Annotated in this window: 16 protein-coding genes; 8 read left to right on the plus strand and 8 right to left on the minus strand. The window is 72.1% G+C overall.

The window, feature by feature from the left end; genetic code table 11:
- Positions 1 to 31: 31 nt before the first annotated feature.
- Positions 32 to 1,138, plus strand: coding sequence for a cytochrome P450 (locus DSM26151_RS12895; RefSeq protein ID WP_234659923.1), 1,107 nt, complete (start codon positions 32 to 34; stop codon positions 1,136 to 1,138).
- On the opposite strand, the gene DSM26151_RS12900 is transcribed toward DSM26151_RS12895, so the two are convergent.
- Positions 1,102 to 2,055 (minus strand): FKBP-type peptidyl-prolyl cis-trans isomerase, encoded by a 954-nt coding sequence (locus DSM26151_RS12900; protein WP_234659924.1) that lies wholly within the window; start codon positions 2,053 to 2,055, stop codon positions 1,102 to 1,104. The two genes, DSM26151_RS12895 and DSM26151_RS12900, sit on opposite strands and share 37 nt — an antisense overlap.
- A 109-nt stretch (positions 2,056 to 2,164) precedes the next feature.
- Between DSM26151_RS12900 and DSM26151_RS12905 the strand changes: the two genes are divergently transcribed.
- Entirely contained in the window at positions 2,165 to 3,037 is an 873-nt protein-coding gene (locus DSM26151_RS12905) for a class I SAM-dependent methyltransferase (protein WP_234659925.1), read from the plus strand.
- Between the two features lie 3 nt (positions 3,038 to 3,040).
- Here the strand turns inward: DSM26151_RS12905 and DSM26151_RS12910 are convergent, their stop codons facing one another.
- Complete coding sequence (locus DSM26151_RS12910) at positions 3,041 to 3,919, minus strand: sulfurtransferase (protein WP_234659926.1); 879 nt, start codon at positions 3,917 to 3,919, stop codon at positions 3,041 to 3,043.
- A 71-nt stretch (positions 3,920 to 3,990) separates the two neighbouring features.
- Here DSM26151_RS12910 and DSM26151_RS12915 point away from each other — a divergent pair, with 71 nt between their 5' ends.
- Genes DSM26151_RS12915 through mnhG form a run of 6 tightly spaced genes read left to right on the plus strand, consistent with a single transcriptional unit; the run spans position 3,991 to position 10,287 of the window.
- On the plus strand, positions 3,991 to 6,936 hold the full coding sequence (locus tag DSM26151_RS12915; RefSeq protein WP_234659927.1) for a Na+/H+ antiporter subunit A: 2,946 nt from the start codon (positions 3,991 to 3,993) through the stop codon (positions 6,934 to 6,936).
- Entirely contained in the window at positions 6,933 to 7,385 is a 453-nt protein-coding gene (locus DSM26151_RS12920; RefSeq protein ID WP_234659928.1) for an NADH-quinone oxidoreductase subunit K, read from the plus strand. The genes DSM26151_RS12915 and DSM26151_RS12920 overlap by 4 nt, the downstream gene beginning before the upstream one ends.
- A gap of 20 nt (positions 7,386 to 7,405) precedes the next feature.
- Entirely contained in the window at positions 7,406 to 9,001 is a 1,596-nt protein-coding gene (locus DSM26151_RS12925; protein WP_234661897.1) for a Na+/H+ antiporter subunit D, read from the plus strand.
- Positions 8,998 to 9,684, plus strand: coding sequence for a Na+/H+ antiporter subunit E (locus DSM26151_RS12930; protein ID WP_234659929.1), 687 nt, complete (start codon positions 8,998 to 9,000; stop codon positions 9,682 to 9,684). The genes DSM26151_RS12925 and DSM26151_RS12930 overlap by 4 nt, the downstream gene beginning before the upstream one ends.
- Positions 9,681 to 9,962, plus strand: a complete 282-nt coding sequence (locus DSM26151_RS12935; RefSeq protein ID WP_234659930.1) for a monovalent cation/H+ antiporter complex subunit F — start codon at positions 9,681 to 9,683, stop codon at positions 9,960 to 9,962. The genes DSM26151_RS12930 and DSM26151_RS12935 overlap by 4 nt, the downstream gene beginning before the upstream one ends.
- Entirely contained in the window at positions 9,949 to 10,287 is a 339-nt protein-coding gene (gene mnhG / locus DSM26151_RS12940) for a monovalent cation/H(+) antiporter subunit G (RefSeq protein WP_234659931.1), read from the plus strand. Before DSM26151_RS12935 ends, mnhG begins: the two co-directional genes overlap by 14 nt.
- A gap of 10 nt (positions 10,288 to 10,297) precedes the next feature.
- Here mnhG and DSM26151_RS12945 read toward each other — a convergent pair whose 3' ends face one another.
- The 6 genes from DSM26151_RS12945 to paaA form a co-directional block, all read right to left on the minus strand.
- Positions 10,298 to 11,071, minus strand: a complete 774-nt coding sequence (locus DSM26151_RS12945) for an enoyl-CoA hydratase/isomerase family protein (protein WP_234659932.1) — start codon at positions 11,069 to 11,071, stop codon at positions 10,298 to 10,300.
- A gap of 105 nt (positions 11,072 to 11,176) precedes the next feature.
- Entirely contained in the window at positions 11,177 to 12,388 is a 1,212-nt protein-coding gene (gene paaE, locus DSM26151_RS12950; RefSeq protein WP_234659933.1) for a 1,2-phenylacetyl-CoA epoxidase subunit PaaE, read from the minus strand.
- On the minus strand, positions 12,388 to 12,888 hold the full coding sequence (paaD, locus tag DSM26151_RS12955) for a 1,2-phenylacetyl-CoA epoxidase subunit PaaD (protein WP_234659934.1): 501 nt from the start codon (positions 12,886 to 12,888) through the stop codon (positions 12,388 to 12,390). The genes paaE and paaD overlap by 1 nt, the downstream gene beginning before the upstream one ends.
- Before the next feature lie 26 nt (positions 12,889 to 12,914).
- A complete protein-coding gene (gene paaC, locus DSM26151_RS12960) occupies positions 12,915 to 13,775 on the minus strand; it encodes a 1,2-phenylacetyl-CoA epoxidase subunit PaaC (protein ID WP_234659935.1) in 861 nt (286 codons plus the stop codon).
- The gene (gene paaB, locus DSM26151_RS12965; RefSeq protein ID WP_234659936.1) at positions 13,772 to 14,077 is read right to left on the minus strand and encodes a 1,2-phenylacetyl-CoA epoxidase subunit PaaB; all 306 of its coding nucleotides are present in this window, start codon (positions 14,075 to 14,077) and stop codon (positions 13,772 to 13,774) included. The genes paaC and paaB overlap by 4 nt, the downstream gene beginning before the upstream one ends.
- 17 nt (positions 14,078 to 14,094) lie before the next feature.
- On the minus strand, positions 14,095 to 15,078 hold the full coding sequence (gene paaA / locus DSM26151_RS12970; RefSeq protein ID WP_234659937.1) for a 1,2-phenylacetyl-CoA epoxidase subunit PaaA: 984 nt from the start codon (positions 15,076 to 15,078) through the stop codon (positions 14,095 to 14,097).
- Positions 15,079 to 15,165: the final 87 nt, after the last annotated feature.

Here is a 15,165-nt window from a genome sequence, read left to right on the forward strand (position 1 = left end):
CGGGGCCGCCCGATGGTCGGGGGTCGATCGGATGTCGGAGAGCGCAGCACCGGGTCGCATCGTCCGCGACGAGTCGGGGCGGGTCGTCGTGGGCGATCACGCCGCGGTCGTCGCGGTCGCACAGGACCCGACCACCTTCTCGAGCGCGGTGTCGCGGCACCTGCAGGTTCCGAACGGCCTCGACGGCGACGCGCACGCCGAGGCGAGACGCCTCCTCGACCCGTTCTTCGACGACGCCGAGGTCGAGGCGCTGACCCCGAGCCTCGAGCGCATCGCCGCGGAGATCGTCGCCGCGCTCGGCGACCGGCCGTTCGACGCGGTGACCGACCTCGGGGCCCGGTTCGCGGTCCGCGCGCAGTCGGCCTGGCTCGGCTGGCGCCCGGAACTCGAGGAGGAACTGCTCGGCTGGGTCGAGGACAATCGCAGCGCGACGCGCTCCGGCGACCCGGAGCGCACGAGCGAAGTGGCCCGGAGGTTCGACGCGATCATCCGCCGCATCCTCGACCGACGGCGCGCACGCCCGGTCGACGACGTGACCACCCGACTGCTCGGGCTGCACTGGGAGGACGGCGACCCGCTGGAGGACGCCGAGCTCGTCTCGGTGCTGCGCAACTGGACTGCGGGCGACCTCTCGTCGATCGCGCTGTGCACCGGGGTCCTCGTGCACTGGCTCGCCGCGAATCCGCGGCACCGCGCGCACCTGGTCGACGCCGACGGCCCCGCCCTCGACGCCGCGATCGACGAGATCCTGCGTGCGGACGACCCGTTCGTCTCGAATCGCCGGGTGGCGGTGCGGGACACGGTCATCGACGGATGCCCCGTGGCGGCGGGCGACACGGTCGTGCTCGACTGGCGGCTCGCGAACCGCGACCCGGCCGTGTTCGCGGACCCGGACGCGTTCGATCCGGTCGGGAACGCGGCTGCGAACCTCGTCTACGGCACGGGGCCGCACGTGTGCCCGGGCCGCCCGCTGGCGACGCGCGAACTGCGCGTGGTGGTGCGGGCCGTGCTCGCGGGGGGCGCCGTCGAGTTCGTCGAGGGCGCCCCGCCCGAGCGCGAACTGCCGCCGGTGGCCGGCTACCGGACGGTGCCGGTCCGGGTTCAGCCGTCGGCGCGCGTCTCGACGATCTCGACGTAGAAGACGAGCGTCTGGCCGCCGAGCCCGTTGGCGGACTCCTCCTCGCCGTAGCCGAGCGCCGGCGGGATGGTCACCATGAGCTTGGTGCCGACCGGCTGGTCGACGAGCGCCGCACCGAACCCGGGGATGACGCCCGAGATCGCGAACGGAGCCGGGGTGTTGCCGAAGCTCTGGTCGAAGACCTCGCCGGTCTCCCACACGACGCCCTGGTAGTCGACCGTGACCACGTCGTCCTCGGTGACGACCTCGCCGTCGCCCTCCTCGAGCACCGCGACGAGCAGCTCGTCGGACGGTTCGGCGTCCGGGATCGTGACGGTCGGCGTGCCGGCGTCGTCGTACTCGACGGTCGGGATGTCCTCGGTCCACTCGCCCGGGGTGGGCAGTTCGACGAGCTCCTCGACGTCGGTCACGATCACGAGGGTCTCGCCGGGCGCGACGCCGATCCCCTCGTTGCCCTCGTCGCCGTAGATCGACGAGGCCGGGGCGACGGTCACGACGCGCGAGCCGATGGCCACGCAGTCGGCGCCCGCGCGGAAGCCGTCGTACAGCGTGCCCTCCTCGAGTTCGAGGGTCGCGGGCTGCGAGAAGATCTGCTCGCCCGTGCTGCCGGAGAACGCGGTGACCTGGGCGCTGATGGTGTCGCCGGGCGCGGTCGCCTCGCCGTCGCCCTCGATCACGATCGTGCGCTGCAGCTCCTCCGCCTCGAGCGGGGCGTCGAAGGTCGCGGTGGGCTCGGCGCCGAATTCGCCGCCGACCTCGATCGCGTCGCTCTGCTCGCCGGCGCCGACCTCGAGGCACGCGGCGGAGGTCGCCGACTCGGTGGGCTCCGGCTCGTCGCCGCCCGCGCAGCCGACGAGCAGGAGGGCGGAGACGGAGGCGAGCGCGATGGGCGCACCTCGGCGCAGGGCACGGTTCATGGGGAGACTCGATTCGAATCGGGGAAGCAGATCGCGGACCAGTCTGCACGCCGGAGGTATCGATTCCCTGAGTCTTCACGGATCCGCAGGTCGGGGCGACAATGTGCACATGGGGGAATCGAAGGTGGAGTCCGATGCCGGGGCCGTGTTCGGCGCGGCGTCGGCGACGTTCACGGAGCTCGACGAGGTCTTGTGGGATCCGATCTCGCGGGCGACGCTGCTGCGCTCGGCGCCGCAGTTCGGCGAGCGCGTGCTCGACGTGTGCGCCGGCGACGGCGCCTCGGCGGTGCCGAGTGCGTCGCTGGTCGGCCCGGGCGGGCTGGTCGACGCGGTGGACCGTTCCGATGAGATGGCCGCGCTCATTCGTGAGCGGGCAGGCGATCACCTGACCTGGCTGCGGGTGCATGCGGCGGATGCCACGACGTGGCCCTGGACCGGGTACGACCTCGTGCAGTGCGTGCTGGGCGTGTTCTTCTTCGAGGACGTCGCCGGAGGGGTCGGGCATCTCGTGCAGTGCGCACGGCCGGGCGGGCGGATCGCGCTCACGATCTGGCCGCCGGGAGCGCTCGATCCGCTCCCCGAGGTCCTCGCTTCGGCGCTCGCCGACGAGGGGCGACCGCCCACCCGCCCTGAGGACCTCAGCCCGGTGCTTCCCGGCGCGGAGTCGGCGGGTGGCTTCGCCCAGTGGTTGGCCGACCGAGGAGCGGTCGACGTGCGCGCCGAGCTCGTGCCGCGTCGCCTCGACCTCGATCCGGATGTGGCGTGGCGGCTGGTCGCCGGGACCGGACTCCGGGCGCTGCTGGGCGACCTCGACGACGAGCAGGTCGAGCGCGTGCGGACGCGGTTCCTGGCTGCGCTCGAGGAGCGGGATGTGACATCCATCGACATCAGCACCCTGATCGCCGTGGGCCGCAGGCCCGAGGCGGCCACGACCGCACCCGACGCGGAGACCGCCGACGCCAGAGCGGATGCCGACGCCTGAGCGCTACGCCCGCGTGCCGCCCGGCGCCGCGCCGGTGACGACCGGACGTTCGGGCCGGTTCGCCCACTGGCTGAACGAGCCGGGGTAGAGCGCGGCGTCGATGCCCGCGATCGCGAGCGCCGCGACCAGGTGCGCGGCGGTGACCCCCGACCCGCAGTAGGCGGCCACGGGTTCGGCGCCGTCGACGCCGAGTGCGGCGAAGCGCGCGCGAAGTCCGGGCGCGGGAAGGAAGCGCCCGTCGTCGTCGAGGTGCTCCGCGGTCGGCGCGGACACCGCGCCGGGGATGTGGCCCGCGCGCGGGTCGATCGGCTCGACCTCGCCGCGGTAGCGTTCGCCGGCGCGCGCGTCGAGCAGCACGCCGCCCGCGACCGAACCGAGCGCGTCGGCCTCGTCGAGGTCGATGACGGGCATCGCCCCGAAGCGCGCCTCGGCATCTCCCGGTTCCGGAACGACCTCCCCCGTCTCGAGCGGCAGCCCGGCGGCGCGCCAGGCGGCGAGGCCGCCGTCGAGCAGCCGCACGTCGCCGAAGCCCGCGTGGCGCAGCAGCCACCACCCGCGGGCGGCCGACGTCCCCGACGCGTCGTCGACGACGACCGCGGTGTCGCCGGTGCGCAGCCCCCAGCGGCGCATCGCCGCGGTGAAGTCGGCCTCGGCCGGAAGCGGATGCCGCCCCTCGCCGGTCGCCGCATGATCGGCGAGCTCGGTGTCGAGGTCGACGTACACCGCGGTGGGGACATGCCCGGCCCGGTATGCGTCGCGTCCGTCGGGCCGCGCGAGGGTCCAGCGCACGTCGAGCACCACGGTTCGCGGCCGACTCGCGCGCGCGTCGCGCTCGGCCTCGAGCCGTTCGGCCAGTTCGTCTGCCCCGATGAGGATCGCCATCCCCTCATCCTCCCAGTCCCCGACCGCGGCGTCGGTAGACTGGCGCCGGCGACACGGCGAGGGGAGCGCGGATGATCATCTCGCTCGTGGCCTTCGCCGCCGTGGCCCTGGTCACGCCGCTCCTCGTGAGATTCCTCGGTCGGCACGTGTTCCCGGTCATCGCGATCGTGCCGACGGCCGTGTTCGCCTGGCTGCTCACGCTCGTGCCCGCGGTCTCCGGCGGCGAGATCATCACCGAGCGCGTCGAATGGATCCCGACCCTCGGCATCGCCCTGTCGTTCCGGCTCGACGCGCTCTCGCTGCTGCTCGCCCTCATCGTGACGGGCGTCGGCGCGCTCGTGCTGCTGTACTGCACGTGGTACTTCCGCGACGACGAGCCGTCGCTCGACCGCTTCGCAGCCCTGCTCCTCGCGTTCGCGGGCGTCATGCTGGGTCTGGTCGCCTCCGACGACGTGTTCGTGATGTTCACGTTCTGGGAGGCCACGAGCGTGCTCTCCTACCTGCTGATCGGGCACGCAGCCAGCAGGCGCGAGGCCCGCGGCGCGGCGCTGCAGGCCCTCACGGTCACCACGTTCGGCGGGCTCGCGATGCTCGTCGGCCTGGTCGCCCTCACGGTCGCGGGCGGGACGACCTCGCTGAGCGAACTCGTGTCGCGACCGGTGACGGGCACGGTCGCCGAGGTCGCGGTCGCACTCGTGCTGGTCGGCGCGGTGTCCAAGAGCGCGCTCGTGCCCTTCCACTTCTGGCTGCCCGCGGCGATGGCCGCGCCGACGCCGGTCTCGGCGTACCTGCACGCGGCCGCGATGGTCAAGGCCGGCGTGTACCTCGTTGCGCTGCTCGCCCCCGGGTACGCGAGTCTCGCGGTGTGGCATCCGATGGTCATCGGGATCGGCGGCCTGACGATGCTGGTGGGCGGATGGCGCGCGCTCCGCCAGACCGACCTGAAGCTGGTGCTCGCCTACGGCACGGTGAGCCAGCTCGGGTTCCTGATCCTCGTCGTGGGGCAGGGCACGCGCGACGCCGCACTCGCGGGCGTCGCGATGCTGCTCGCGCACGCACTGTTCAAGGCCGCACTCTTCCTCACGGTCGGCATCGTCGACCATGCGGCGGGCACGCGCGACAAGCGCAGGCTCTCGGGACTCTGGCGACGGATGCCGTGGCTCGCCGGGTTCGCGACCCTCGCCGCGGCGTCGATGGCCGGCCTGCCGCCGATGTTCGGCTTCGTCGCGAAGGAGGCGGTGTTCACCGCCCAGCTCGAGGCCGGTGCCGCGGGATCGCCGTGGGCGTGGGTCGGGCTCGGCGCGGCGGCCGTCGGGTCCGTCCTCACCTTCGCGTACAGCGCGAGGTTCGTGCTCGGCGCGTTCGGCACGCGCCGCGGAGCCGAACCGACGCCGGTGCGGCCCCAGCCCGCGCTCATGTCCTTCGCGCCCGGCCTGCTCGCGGTCGCATCGCTCGTGCTCGCGTTCACGACCGTCGCGATCGAGCCCCTGCTCGATGCGTACGCGGCGCTGCTTCCCGGCCCGGCCGACTACCACCTGGCGCTCTGGCACGGGTTCGAGCCCGCGCTCGCGATCTCCGCGGTCGTCGTGGCGCTCGGTGCGCTGCTCGTCTGGCAGCGCGACCCCGTCGCGCGGTTCCAGGCCGCGGTGCCCGACACCGTCGATGCGGGCCGCGGCTACCTGCACATCGTCAGCGCGGTCGATCGCGGCGCCGCGAGGCTCACGACGTTCATCCAGTCGCGCGGGCTGCCCGGGTACCTGGCCGTGATCGTCGCCGTGTTCGTCCTCGGTCTCGGCGGTGCGGCCGCAGTCAACGGCACGTGGCCGGACGGCATCCGACTCGCCGACGACGCGGCGCAGCCGGTCATCGGGCTCGTGATGATCCTCGCGGCCTCGGCCGCGGTCGTGGTCCGTCAGCGCCTGACCGCGGTGCTGCTCGTCGGCGCCACCGGCTACGGCATGATGATGCTCTTCGGCACCGCAGGCGCCCCCGACCTGGCCCTCACGCAGGCACTCGTCGAGACCATCACGATCGTCGTGATCGTGCTCGTGCTGCGCCGGCTGCCCAAGCGGATCACCGAACGTCGCGCGGTCGTGCGCGCGCCGGTGCGCATCGCGATCGGGGCGCTCGCGGGAATCGTGATGGCCGTCGTCGGCGTCGTCGCGCTCGGTGCCCGAACGCAGCCGTCCGTCTCCGAGGGCCTTCCGCCGCTCGCAGAGGAGGCGCACGCGAAGAACCTCGTCAACGCGCTCCTGGTCGACATCCGCGCGTGGGACACGCTGGGCGAGATCTCGGTGCTCGTCGCGGTCGCGACCGGCGTGGCGAGCCTCATCTTCGTGTCGGGGCGCATGGGCGGCGCGCCCAGGCTCGACGCGCCCAGGCGGCGCAGCCGCCTGCGCCCGGTCCCCGAGCAGGCCGACAGCATGCGCGCGCCGCGCCGCCGGCTCGCCGACCGGCCCGATGAGACGGATGCCGCGGCGGAGGCGGCCTCGACCAGGCAGACGTGGCTGCTCGCCGGGCGCACGCTGTCGCCGCGCAACCGGTCGATCCTCGTCGAGGTACTGGTCCGCCTGCTGTTCCACCCGGCGATCGTCGTGTCGGTGTACCTGCTCTTCGTCGGGCACAACGCGCCGGGCGGCGGATTCGCCGGCGGGCTCGTCGCGGGGCTCGCGCTCGTGGCGCGCTACCTCGCGGGCGGCAGGTACGAACTCGGGGAGGCGGCGCCCGTCGACGCGGGGATGCTGCTCGGCACGGGCCTGTTCGTGGCAGCCGGCACCGCGGCATCCGCTCTGGTCTTCGGCCTGGCCGTCTTCGAGTCGACCTGGTTCGAATTCGACGTCCCCGTGCTCGGAACCCTCTCGATCGGCACGTCCACGCTGTTCGACATCGGCGTGTACCTCGTCGTCGTGGGGCTCGTGCTCGACATCCTGCGCACGCTCGGCGCCGAGATCGACCGGCAGATCGACGAGGCCGGACCGGACGCCGTGCCCGCGGACCCCGCGGAGGCGACCCGATGACCGCATCGCTGACCCTCGTCGTCGTCGCAGCCGTGCTGTTCGGCACCGGCCTCACCGTGATGCTCGAACGCAGCCTCACGCGCGTGCTCATCGGGTTCCTGCTCGTGGGCAACGGCGTCAACCTGTTCCTGTTCGCGATGGGCGGCGCACCGGGCCTCGCACCCATCCTCGGCACGGGCGACCCGGCCGAATTCTCCGATCCGCTCCCCCAGGCGTTCGTGCTGACCGCGATCGTGATCAACCTCGGCATCACCGCGTTCATGCTCGCCCTCATCTACCGCAGCTGGTGGCTCGCGCAACTCGGCGAGACCGGCGACCTGATCGGCGACGAGGAGGAGATCGTCGAGGACGCCGAGGAGACCGCGGACCTCTACCGCAGCTCCGAGGCGGACGACCTGGCGGTCCAGGAAGTGCTCGACGCGAGCGACGAGGAGCGTGATCGCCCGTGACCGACGCGCTCGTGCCCCTGATGGTGCTGCTGCCGCTGCTCGGCGCCGCGACCGCGCTCATGCTCGGCCGCCGGACGCGCGCGCAGATGGCAGTGAGCACGCTCGTGCTGGCCGCCGTCGCGGCGATCGCCGCCGTGCTGCTCGCCGAGGTCGACGCGGTGGGTGCGGGCATCGCGGTCTCGGTCGGCGCGTGGCCGCCGCCGTACGGCATCGTGCTCGTCGTCGACCGGCTCGCCGCCATCATGATCATCATCTCGGCGCTCATGCTGCTCGGCGTCCTCGTCTACGCCGTGGGCCAGGGCATCGCCGACCAGCACCGCGAGACGCCGGTGTCGATCTTCCACCCGACCTACCTGATCCTGTCGGCGGGCGTCTTCAACGCCTTCATCGCGGGCGACCTCTTCAACCTGTACGTCGGGTTCGAGATCCTGCTCTCGGCGAGCTACGTGCTGCTCACGCTCGGCGGAACGGGCGAGCGCATCCGGGCCGGCGTGACGTACATCATCGTGAGCCTCGTGTCGTCGCTGTTCTTCCTCAGTGCGATCGCGCTCGTCTACGGCGCGACGGGCACCGCGAACATCGCCCAGCTCTCGGTGCGCATCGCCGAGCTGCCGCAGGACGTGCAGCTCATCCTGCACCTGCTGCTGCTCATCGCGTTCGGCATCAAGGCCGCGGTCTTCCCGCTCTCGTTCTGGCTGCCCGACTCGTACCCGACCGCGCCCGCACCGGTCACGGCGGTGTTCGCCGGCCTGCTCACCAAGGTCGGCGTCTACGCGATCATCCGCACCGAGACGGTGCTCTTCCCCGAGTCCGACCTGTCGACGCTGTTCCTCGTCATCGGCGGGCTCACGCTCGCGGTGGGCATCCTGGGCGCGCTCACGCAGGCCGATATCAAGCGCCTGCTGTCGTTCACGCTCGTGAGCCACATCGGCTACATGATCTTCGGCATCGGGCTCGCGAGCGTCGCGGGACTCGCTTCGACGATCTACTACGTCATCCACCACATCAGCGTGCAGACGACGCTCTTCCTCACGACCGGCCTCATCGAACGCTTCGGCGGTGCGACCTCGATCACGCGCCTCGGCGGCCTGCGCCGTGCGTCGCCGCTGCTCGCGGTGCTGTTCTTCGTGCCGGCGATGAACCTCGGCGGCATCCCGCCGTTCTCCGGGTTCCTCGGCAAGGTGGGCCTGTTCACCTCGGGAGCGGATGCCGCGGGCGGCGGCGCCACGGCGGCCGAGACCCTCGGCACGTCCTCGCCCGGGCCGGCGTGGCTGATCTGGGCCGTGATCGGGATCGGCGCCGCGACCTCGCTCGTGACGCTGTACGCCCTCACGCGGTTCTGGAACCTCGCCTTCTGGCGCCCGAAGTCAGAGCTCGAGGGGTACCGTTCGCGCATGATCGAGTCGGTCCAGGAGGCGCCGGCTGGTGCGACCGTCGTCGCGACGAAGTCGACGCCCGTGCTGATGCTCGCGGCGACGGTCGCGCTGGTCGCGCTGACGCTGGCGCTGACGGTCTTCGCCGGTCCGCTGTTCGAGCTGTCGAGTCGCGCGGCCGAGAACCTGCGCGATGCGAGCGTGTACGTCTCGCTCGTCTTCCCGGGGGGTGGTGCCTCGTGACGGATGCCGCGGACCCTCGCCGCGCCGATGCCTCGCCGCCGCCGGACCCGGCGGACCCGTCGGTCCCCGAGCTCACGCGCTGGCAGGCGGTGTGGCGGCAACTGCCGCTGCTCGCCGGCCTGATCGCGCTGTGGCTGTTCCTGTGGGATCACGTCGACGTGCTCACGATCACGACGGGCGTCATCCTCGCGATCGCCGTGACCCGCACGTTCTACCTGCCGCCGGTGCTCCTGAGCGGGCGATTCGACCCGTGGCGCGGGCTGCTGCTCGGGCTCCGGATGATGTTCGACGTGGCCGTGGCATCCGTTCAGGTCTCGCTTCGCGCCGTGCAGCCGGGCTGGCAGCCGACCAACGCGATCATCGCGGTGCAGCTGCTCACGCGGTCGGACCTCGTGACGACCCTGACGGCCGAGGCGATCACGGTGGTCCCGGGCACGCTCGTCGTCGACATCGACCGCGAGCGCGGACTGCTCTACCTGCACGCGCTGGGCACGCGCACCGAGTCGGACCTCGATCGGGTTCGCCGGGAGGTGCTCGGAACCGAGGAGCGCATCGTGCTCGCCATCGGGACCCGCGAGCAGGCGGCCGCGGTGCGCGAGGCGCGCCGACGGCGGCGGCTCACCCGCACGGATCCGACGACGCCCGAAGCCGTCGAACTCGAGGCCCGCGAGGAGGAACGATGAGCATGCTCCAGGTCCTCGGCCTCGTCGCGGGCGTGATGTTCGGCATCGGCGCGATCGCCGCGATCGTGCGGATCGTGCGAGGCCCGACGATGCTCGACCGCGCACTCGCGACCGACGTGGTGCTGGCGATCGCGATGTGCGCCCTCGCGGCCGAGATGGCGATCAACCGCCACACCGACACGCTCGTGGTGCTGCTCGTGCTCGCGCTGTTCGCGATCGTCGGCTCGATCGCGATCGCGCGGTTCATCGGGAAGGAGGACGAGCATGGACGTCGGTGAGCTCCTGGTCGGCGCGCTGATCCTGCTGAGCGGGTTCTTGTCGATGGCCGCGGGCATCGGCGCGCTGCGCTTCCCCGACGTGCTGAGCCGGCTGCACGCGGCGACCAAGCCGCAGGTGCTCGGCCTCGCGGTCGTGCTGCTGTCGATCGTGCTGCGCGTGCCGAGCTGGGGCGTGGTGTCGACGATCGTGCTCATCATGACGTTCCAGCTGCTGACCCAGCCGATGACCGCGCACATGCTCGGGCGCGCGTCGTACCGCTCGGACTCGCTGCGGCGCGACCTCCTGATCCGCGACGACCTCGGTCGCGACGTCGACGAGCGCTGACTCGCCGCTGCTACGCCCGCCCCGTGAACTCGGGCGCGCGCTTGGCCTGGAACGCGGCGAACCCCTCGCGGTAGTCGTCGGTGTCGCAGAGCGCCGCCTGCGCCCGGTTCTCCTCGGCCATCGAGTCCCACAGCCCGAGGCGTTCATCGCGCAACGACGCCACGAGCCGCTTCGATGCGACGAAGGCCTGCGTCGGGCCGGATGCCGCGGTCCGAGCCGCGGCCCGCGCCGCGTCGAGCACGTCGTCGGCCGGGTGCACCTGCGAGAACAGCCCGGATGCGACGGCTTCGGCGCCGGTCATGAGCCGCCCGGTCACGATGAGGTCCATGGTGCGGTGCGCGCCGAGCCGTTCGACGAACAGCGCGTGCCCGCCCGAGTCGAGCGTCGCACCGAGGTTCTTGAATGGCGAGCCGATCTTCGCGGTGTCGGCGACGTAGACGATGTCGCTCGCGATGAGCAGGCCGAGGCCCACCCCCAGGCACGCACCGTGGGCGACGGCGAACGTGGGAGCGGGCAGCTGCGACATCCGCTTCAGGAGGGGCTCGACGAGGCCGCCGAGGTAGCCCTGCACGTCGTCCTCGAGCGGGTCGACGCCCGCGATGTCGCGGCCGGCGCAGAACGCGCGCCCTTCGCCGCGCAGCACGAGGGCGCGCACGCCCGCCGCCTCGGCCTCGTCGTACGCCGCGCCGAGCTCGGCGAGCGCCGCCGGGTCGAGCGCGTTGAGCTTCTCCGGTGCGTTCAGCACGACCTCGGCCACGCCGTCCGTGATCTCGATCTCGATCATCCGCTTCGCTCCTTCTCTCCCTCTCCGTCGAGTGATGCCGCCCTCGCCGAGTGTCGCCGCTGCAGCACTATCACTCGGCGGGGGCGGTATCACTCGGCGGAATGATCACACGTCGTAGTCGACCACGACACGGTCGGAGGTCGGGTGCGACTGGCAGGTGAGCACGTACCCGCGCTCGAGCTCGTCGGGTTCGAGCGCGTAGTTCTCGGTCATGTTGACGCTGCCCTCGACGACGCGTGCACGGCACGTGCCGCACACGCCGCCCGCGCACGCGAACGGCACGTCGCCGCGCACGCGCAGCGCCGCGTTCAGGATCGACTCGTTCGCGCTCACCGGGGACTCGACCGTGGCCGACAACCCGTCGAGCGTGAACTCGATCGCGACCGTCTGCTCACCGCGCTCGACGGAGACCGGGCGGCCGTGCCGAGGCTCGGTCGCGCGGTCCGCGTCGGTCGTGAACAGCTCGTAGCGAACCCGAGCGGATGCCACGCCGCGCGCCTCGAGCGTGTCACGTGCCAGCTGCACGAGCTCGAAGGGCCCGCACAGGAACCACTCGTCGACCGTGGCGAGCGGGATCAGGCCGTCGAACATGCGCTCGAGCTTGTCGGCGTCGATGCGACCGGAGAGCAACGGCGCGGTGCGCTGCTCGCGCGAGAGCACGTGGTGCAGTGCGAGCCGGGCCGGGTAGCGGTCCTTGAGCTCGGCGAGCTCCTCGAGGAACATCACGTCGCGTGTCGACCGGTTCGTGTAGACGAGCGTGAACCGCGCGTCGTCGGAGCGTGCGAGCACGGTGTGCGCGAGCGCCATGAGCGGGGTGATGCCCGATCCCGCCGCGATGCCGACCACGTGCTTGCCGTCGAGCGAGTCGAGCCCCGAGGTGAACGTGCCCTGCGGGCTCATCACGTCGATCACGTCGCCGGCGGCGAGCTCGCTGTTCGCCCACGTCGAGAAGCGCCCGCCGAGGTCGCGCTTGATCGCGACCGAGACGCTGCCGCGCGCGGGCGGCCGGCAGATCGAGTACGACCGGCGCAGCTCGTGCCCGTCGAACCCGCGGCGAAGCGCGACGTACTGGCCGGGCAGGTACGTGTAGTCGTCGGCGAGCTCGTCGGGCACGGCGAACGTGACCTCGACCGAGTCGTCGGTCAGCGGGCGCACCTCGGCGACCTCGAGCGAGTGGAACCGGGCGCGCCGCCGCTTGGGCGGGGTGTCGCCGCCGACCGCGCTCGCGAGGAACGCGTCGGCGACCGCGGCATCCGTCTCGAGCGAGCCGGCACCGGCGGGCGGGGCTCCCGTGGAGCCCAGGTTGATCGCGGCCATCAGAGCACCTTGAAGGAGTCGAAGGGCTCGAGGCAGTCGCGGCACTCGAAGAGCGCCTTGCACGAGGTCGAGCCGAAGCGGGCGAGTTCGCGTGTGTTCAGCGAGCCGCATCGCGGGCACTTCACCGCGAGCCGCACGCGGATCGGCCCGGCATCGCGGACGGGCGCGCTGCCGGACGGCGGCGCGATGCCGTAGGCGCGGAGCTTGTCGCGGCCGGCGTCGCTCATCCAGTCGGTCGTCCACGCGGGCGCGAGCACCATGCGGACGTCGACCCGGTCGTAGCCGGCGTGCGTGAGCGCGAGCAGCACGTCGTCGCGCATGGCGTCCATCGCGGGGCAGCCGCTGTAGGTCGGGGTGAGTTCGACGTGCACGGCGCCGTCGTCGTCGACCGCGACCGAGCGCAGCACGCCGAGGTCTTCGATGGTCAGCACCGGCACCTCGGGGTCGGTCACGGTCGCCGCGACGTCCCACGCGGCGCGCGATGCAGCGTCGGCCGGCACGGGGCGCGCGACGGTCGCCGCCCGGGTCACCACGACGCCCCCGGGTGCGCACGGGCGAGCACCTGCATCTCGGCCAGCAGCGGCCCGAGGTGCTCGGTGTGCCCGCCGGATCGACCGCGACCGCCGACGACGAACGCGAGCCGGCCCTCGGGCCGGGCCAGGTCGGCTTCGGCGAACACGGCGTCGATCACGTCGTCGAACGCGGGCCGCAGCGACGAGGGCAGCGGCGCGATGCCGTCGTCTGCGAGCCGGGTCGCGAGCTCGTCGTCGACGAACAGCTCCCCGACGTACGGCCAGGTCTGCTCGACGGCCCGGATCATGCGGCGCCGCGACTCCTCGGTGCCCCCCGCGAGCCGGAGCGTCCACTGGATCGCGTGGTCGCGGTGGTAGTCGACCTCCTTCGACGCCTTCGCGGCGATCGCCGCGATCGTGGCATCCGTCGAGGACTCGAGGCCCCGGTGCAGCTCGACGAGGTAGGTCGACGCGAAGAGCTGCCGGGCGATGGTGTGCGCGAAGTCGCCGTTGGGCTGCTCGAAGAGCCAGGCGTTGCGGAAGTCGGGCTCGTCGCGGAAGTAGGCGAGGTCGTCCTCGCTGCGGCCGTCGATGGTGCCCGCGTAGTGCAGCAGCGATCGCGCGTGCCCGAGCAGGTCGAGGGCGATGTTGCCGAGCGCGACGTCCTCCTCGAGCTCGGGGGCGCGGGTGATCCAGTCGCCGAGGCGCTGGCTGAGCACGAGCGCGTCGTCGCCGATGCGGAGGGCGAGTTCGGCGACGTCGGCGGATGCCGCGACCGACGCACCGCCGCCGGCGAGTTCGTCGGCGAGCGCGACCCGGTCGACCGTGACGTCGCCGTGCGGATCGAGGTCGGCTCCCGGGTGCTCGACGCTCACAGGTGCTTCACCCCCTCGGACTTCGTGTAGTACACCGCGTGCCGGTAGTTCTTGCCGGCCGGGCTCTCGAAGAAGGCGCCCTTGGCGTCGGGGTCGCTCGTCGTGATCGCGTCGGCCGGGACGACCCAGATCGACACGCCCTCGTTGCGGCGCGTGTAGAGGTCGCGGGCGTTGCGGACGGCCATGTCGGCGTCGGGCGCGTGCAGCGAGCCGACGTGCACGTGGCTGAGGCCGCGGTTGGCGCGCACGAAGACCTCCCACAGGGGCCAGGTCTCGGTGCCGGTCTCGCCGGGGGTGCTCATCTCGTCTCCTTCGACGTTCATGCCGCGGCCGCGTTCGCGGCCTGCTTGCGGGCGTACTCGGCGGCGGCCTCGCGGACCCAGGCGCCTTCCTCGTGTGCTTCGCGCCGGCGGCGCAGGCGCTCGGCGTTGGCCGGCCCGCGGCCGGCGAGCACCTCGTGGAACTCGGTCCAGTCGATCTCGCTGATGTCGTACGCCTGCCGCTCCTCGTTCCATGCGAGGTTCGGGTCGGGCAGGGTGACGCCGAGCACCTCTGCCTGCGGCACGAGCATGCCGACGAAGCGCTGGCGGAGGTCGTCGTTGGAGAAGCGCTTGATGTTCCACGCCATCGACTGCGCCGAGTTCGGCGACTCGTCGTCGGGCGGCCCGAACATCATGAGGCTCGGCCAGTACCAGCGGTCGACGGCGTCCTGCGCCATCCGCTTCTGGTCGTCGGTTCCCTGCATGAGTTCGAGCAGGATCTCGAAGCCCTGCCGCTGGTGGAAGGACTCCTCCTTGCAGATGCGCACCATCGCACGCCCGTAGGGGCCGTACGAGGCGCGGCACAGCGGCACCTGGTTGCAGATGGCGGCGCCGTCGACGAGCCAGCCGATGGCGCCCATGTCGGCCCAGGTCGGGGTCGTGTAGTTGAAGATCGAGGAGTACTTGGCCTTGCCCTCGATGAGCTGCTGCATCATCTCGTCGCGCCCGATGCCGAGCGTCTGCGCGGCCGAGTAGAGGTAGAGGCCGTGGCCCGCCTCGTCTTGCACCTTGGCCATGAGGATGGCCTTGCGCTTGAGGCTCGGGGCGCGCGAGATCCAGTTCGACTCGGGCTGCATGCCGATGATCTCGGAGTGCGCGTGCTGGCTGATCTGCCGGATCAGCGTCTTGCGGTAGGCCTCGGGCATCCAGTCGCGCGGTTCGACGCGCGAGTCCTGCGCGATGAGCTCTTCGAAGCGGGCCTGTCCGTCGTCGTCGCGGTGCTCGTCGAGCTGCGCGACGCGCGGGTCTGCAGGTGCGGTCATCGTCGACTCCTCCGTGGTCCAGTCGGCCGGGCGGTGCCCTCCGGCACCCGCTTTACCAACCGATCGTTCAGTTAGTATATGCTGATT

This window comes from Agromyces marinus, assembly GCF_021442325.1.
In the GTDB taxonomy this organism is placed as follows: domain Bacteria; phylum Actinomycetota; class Actinomycetes; order Actinomycetales; family Microbacteriaceae; genus Agromyces; species Agromyces marinus.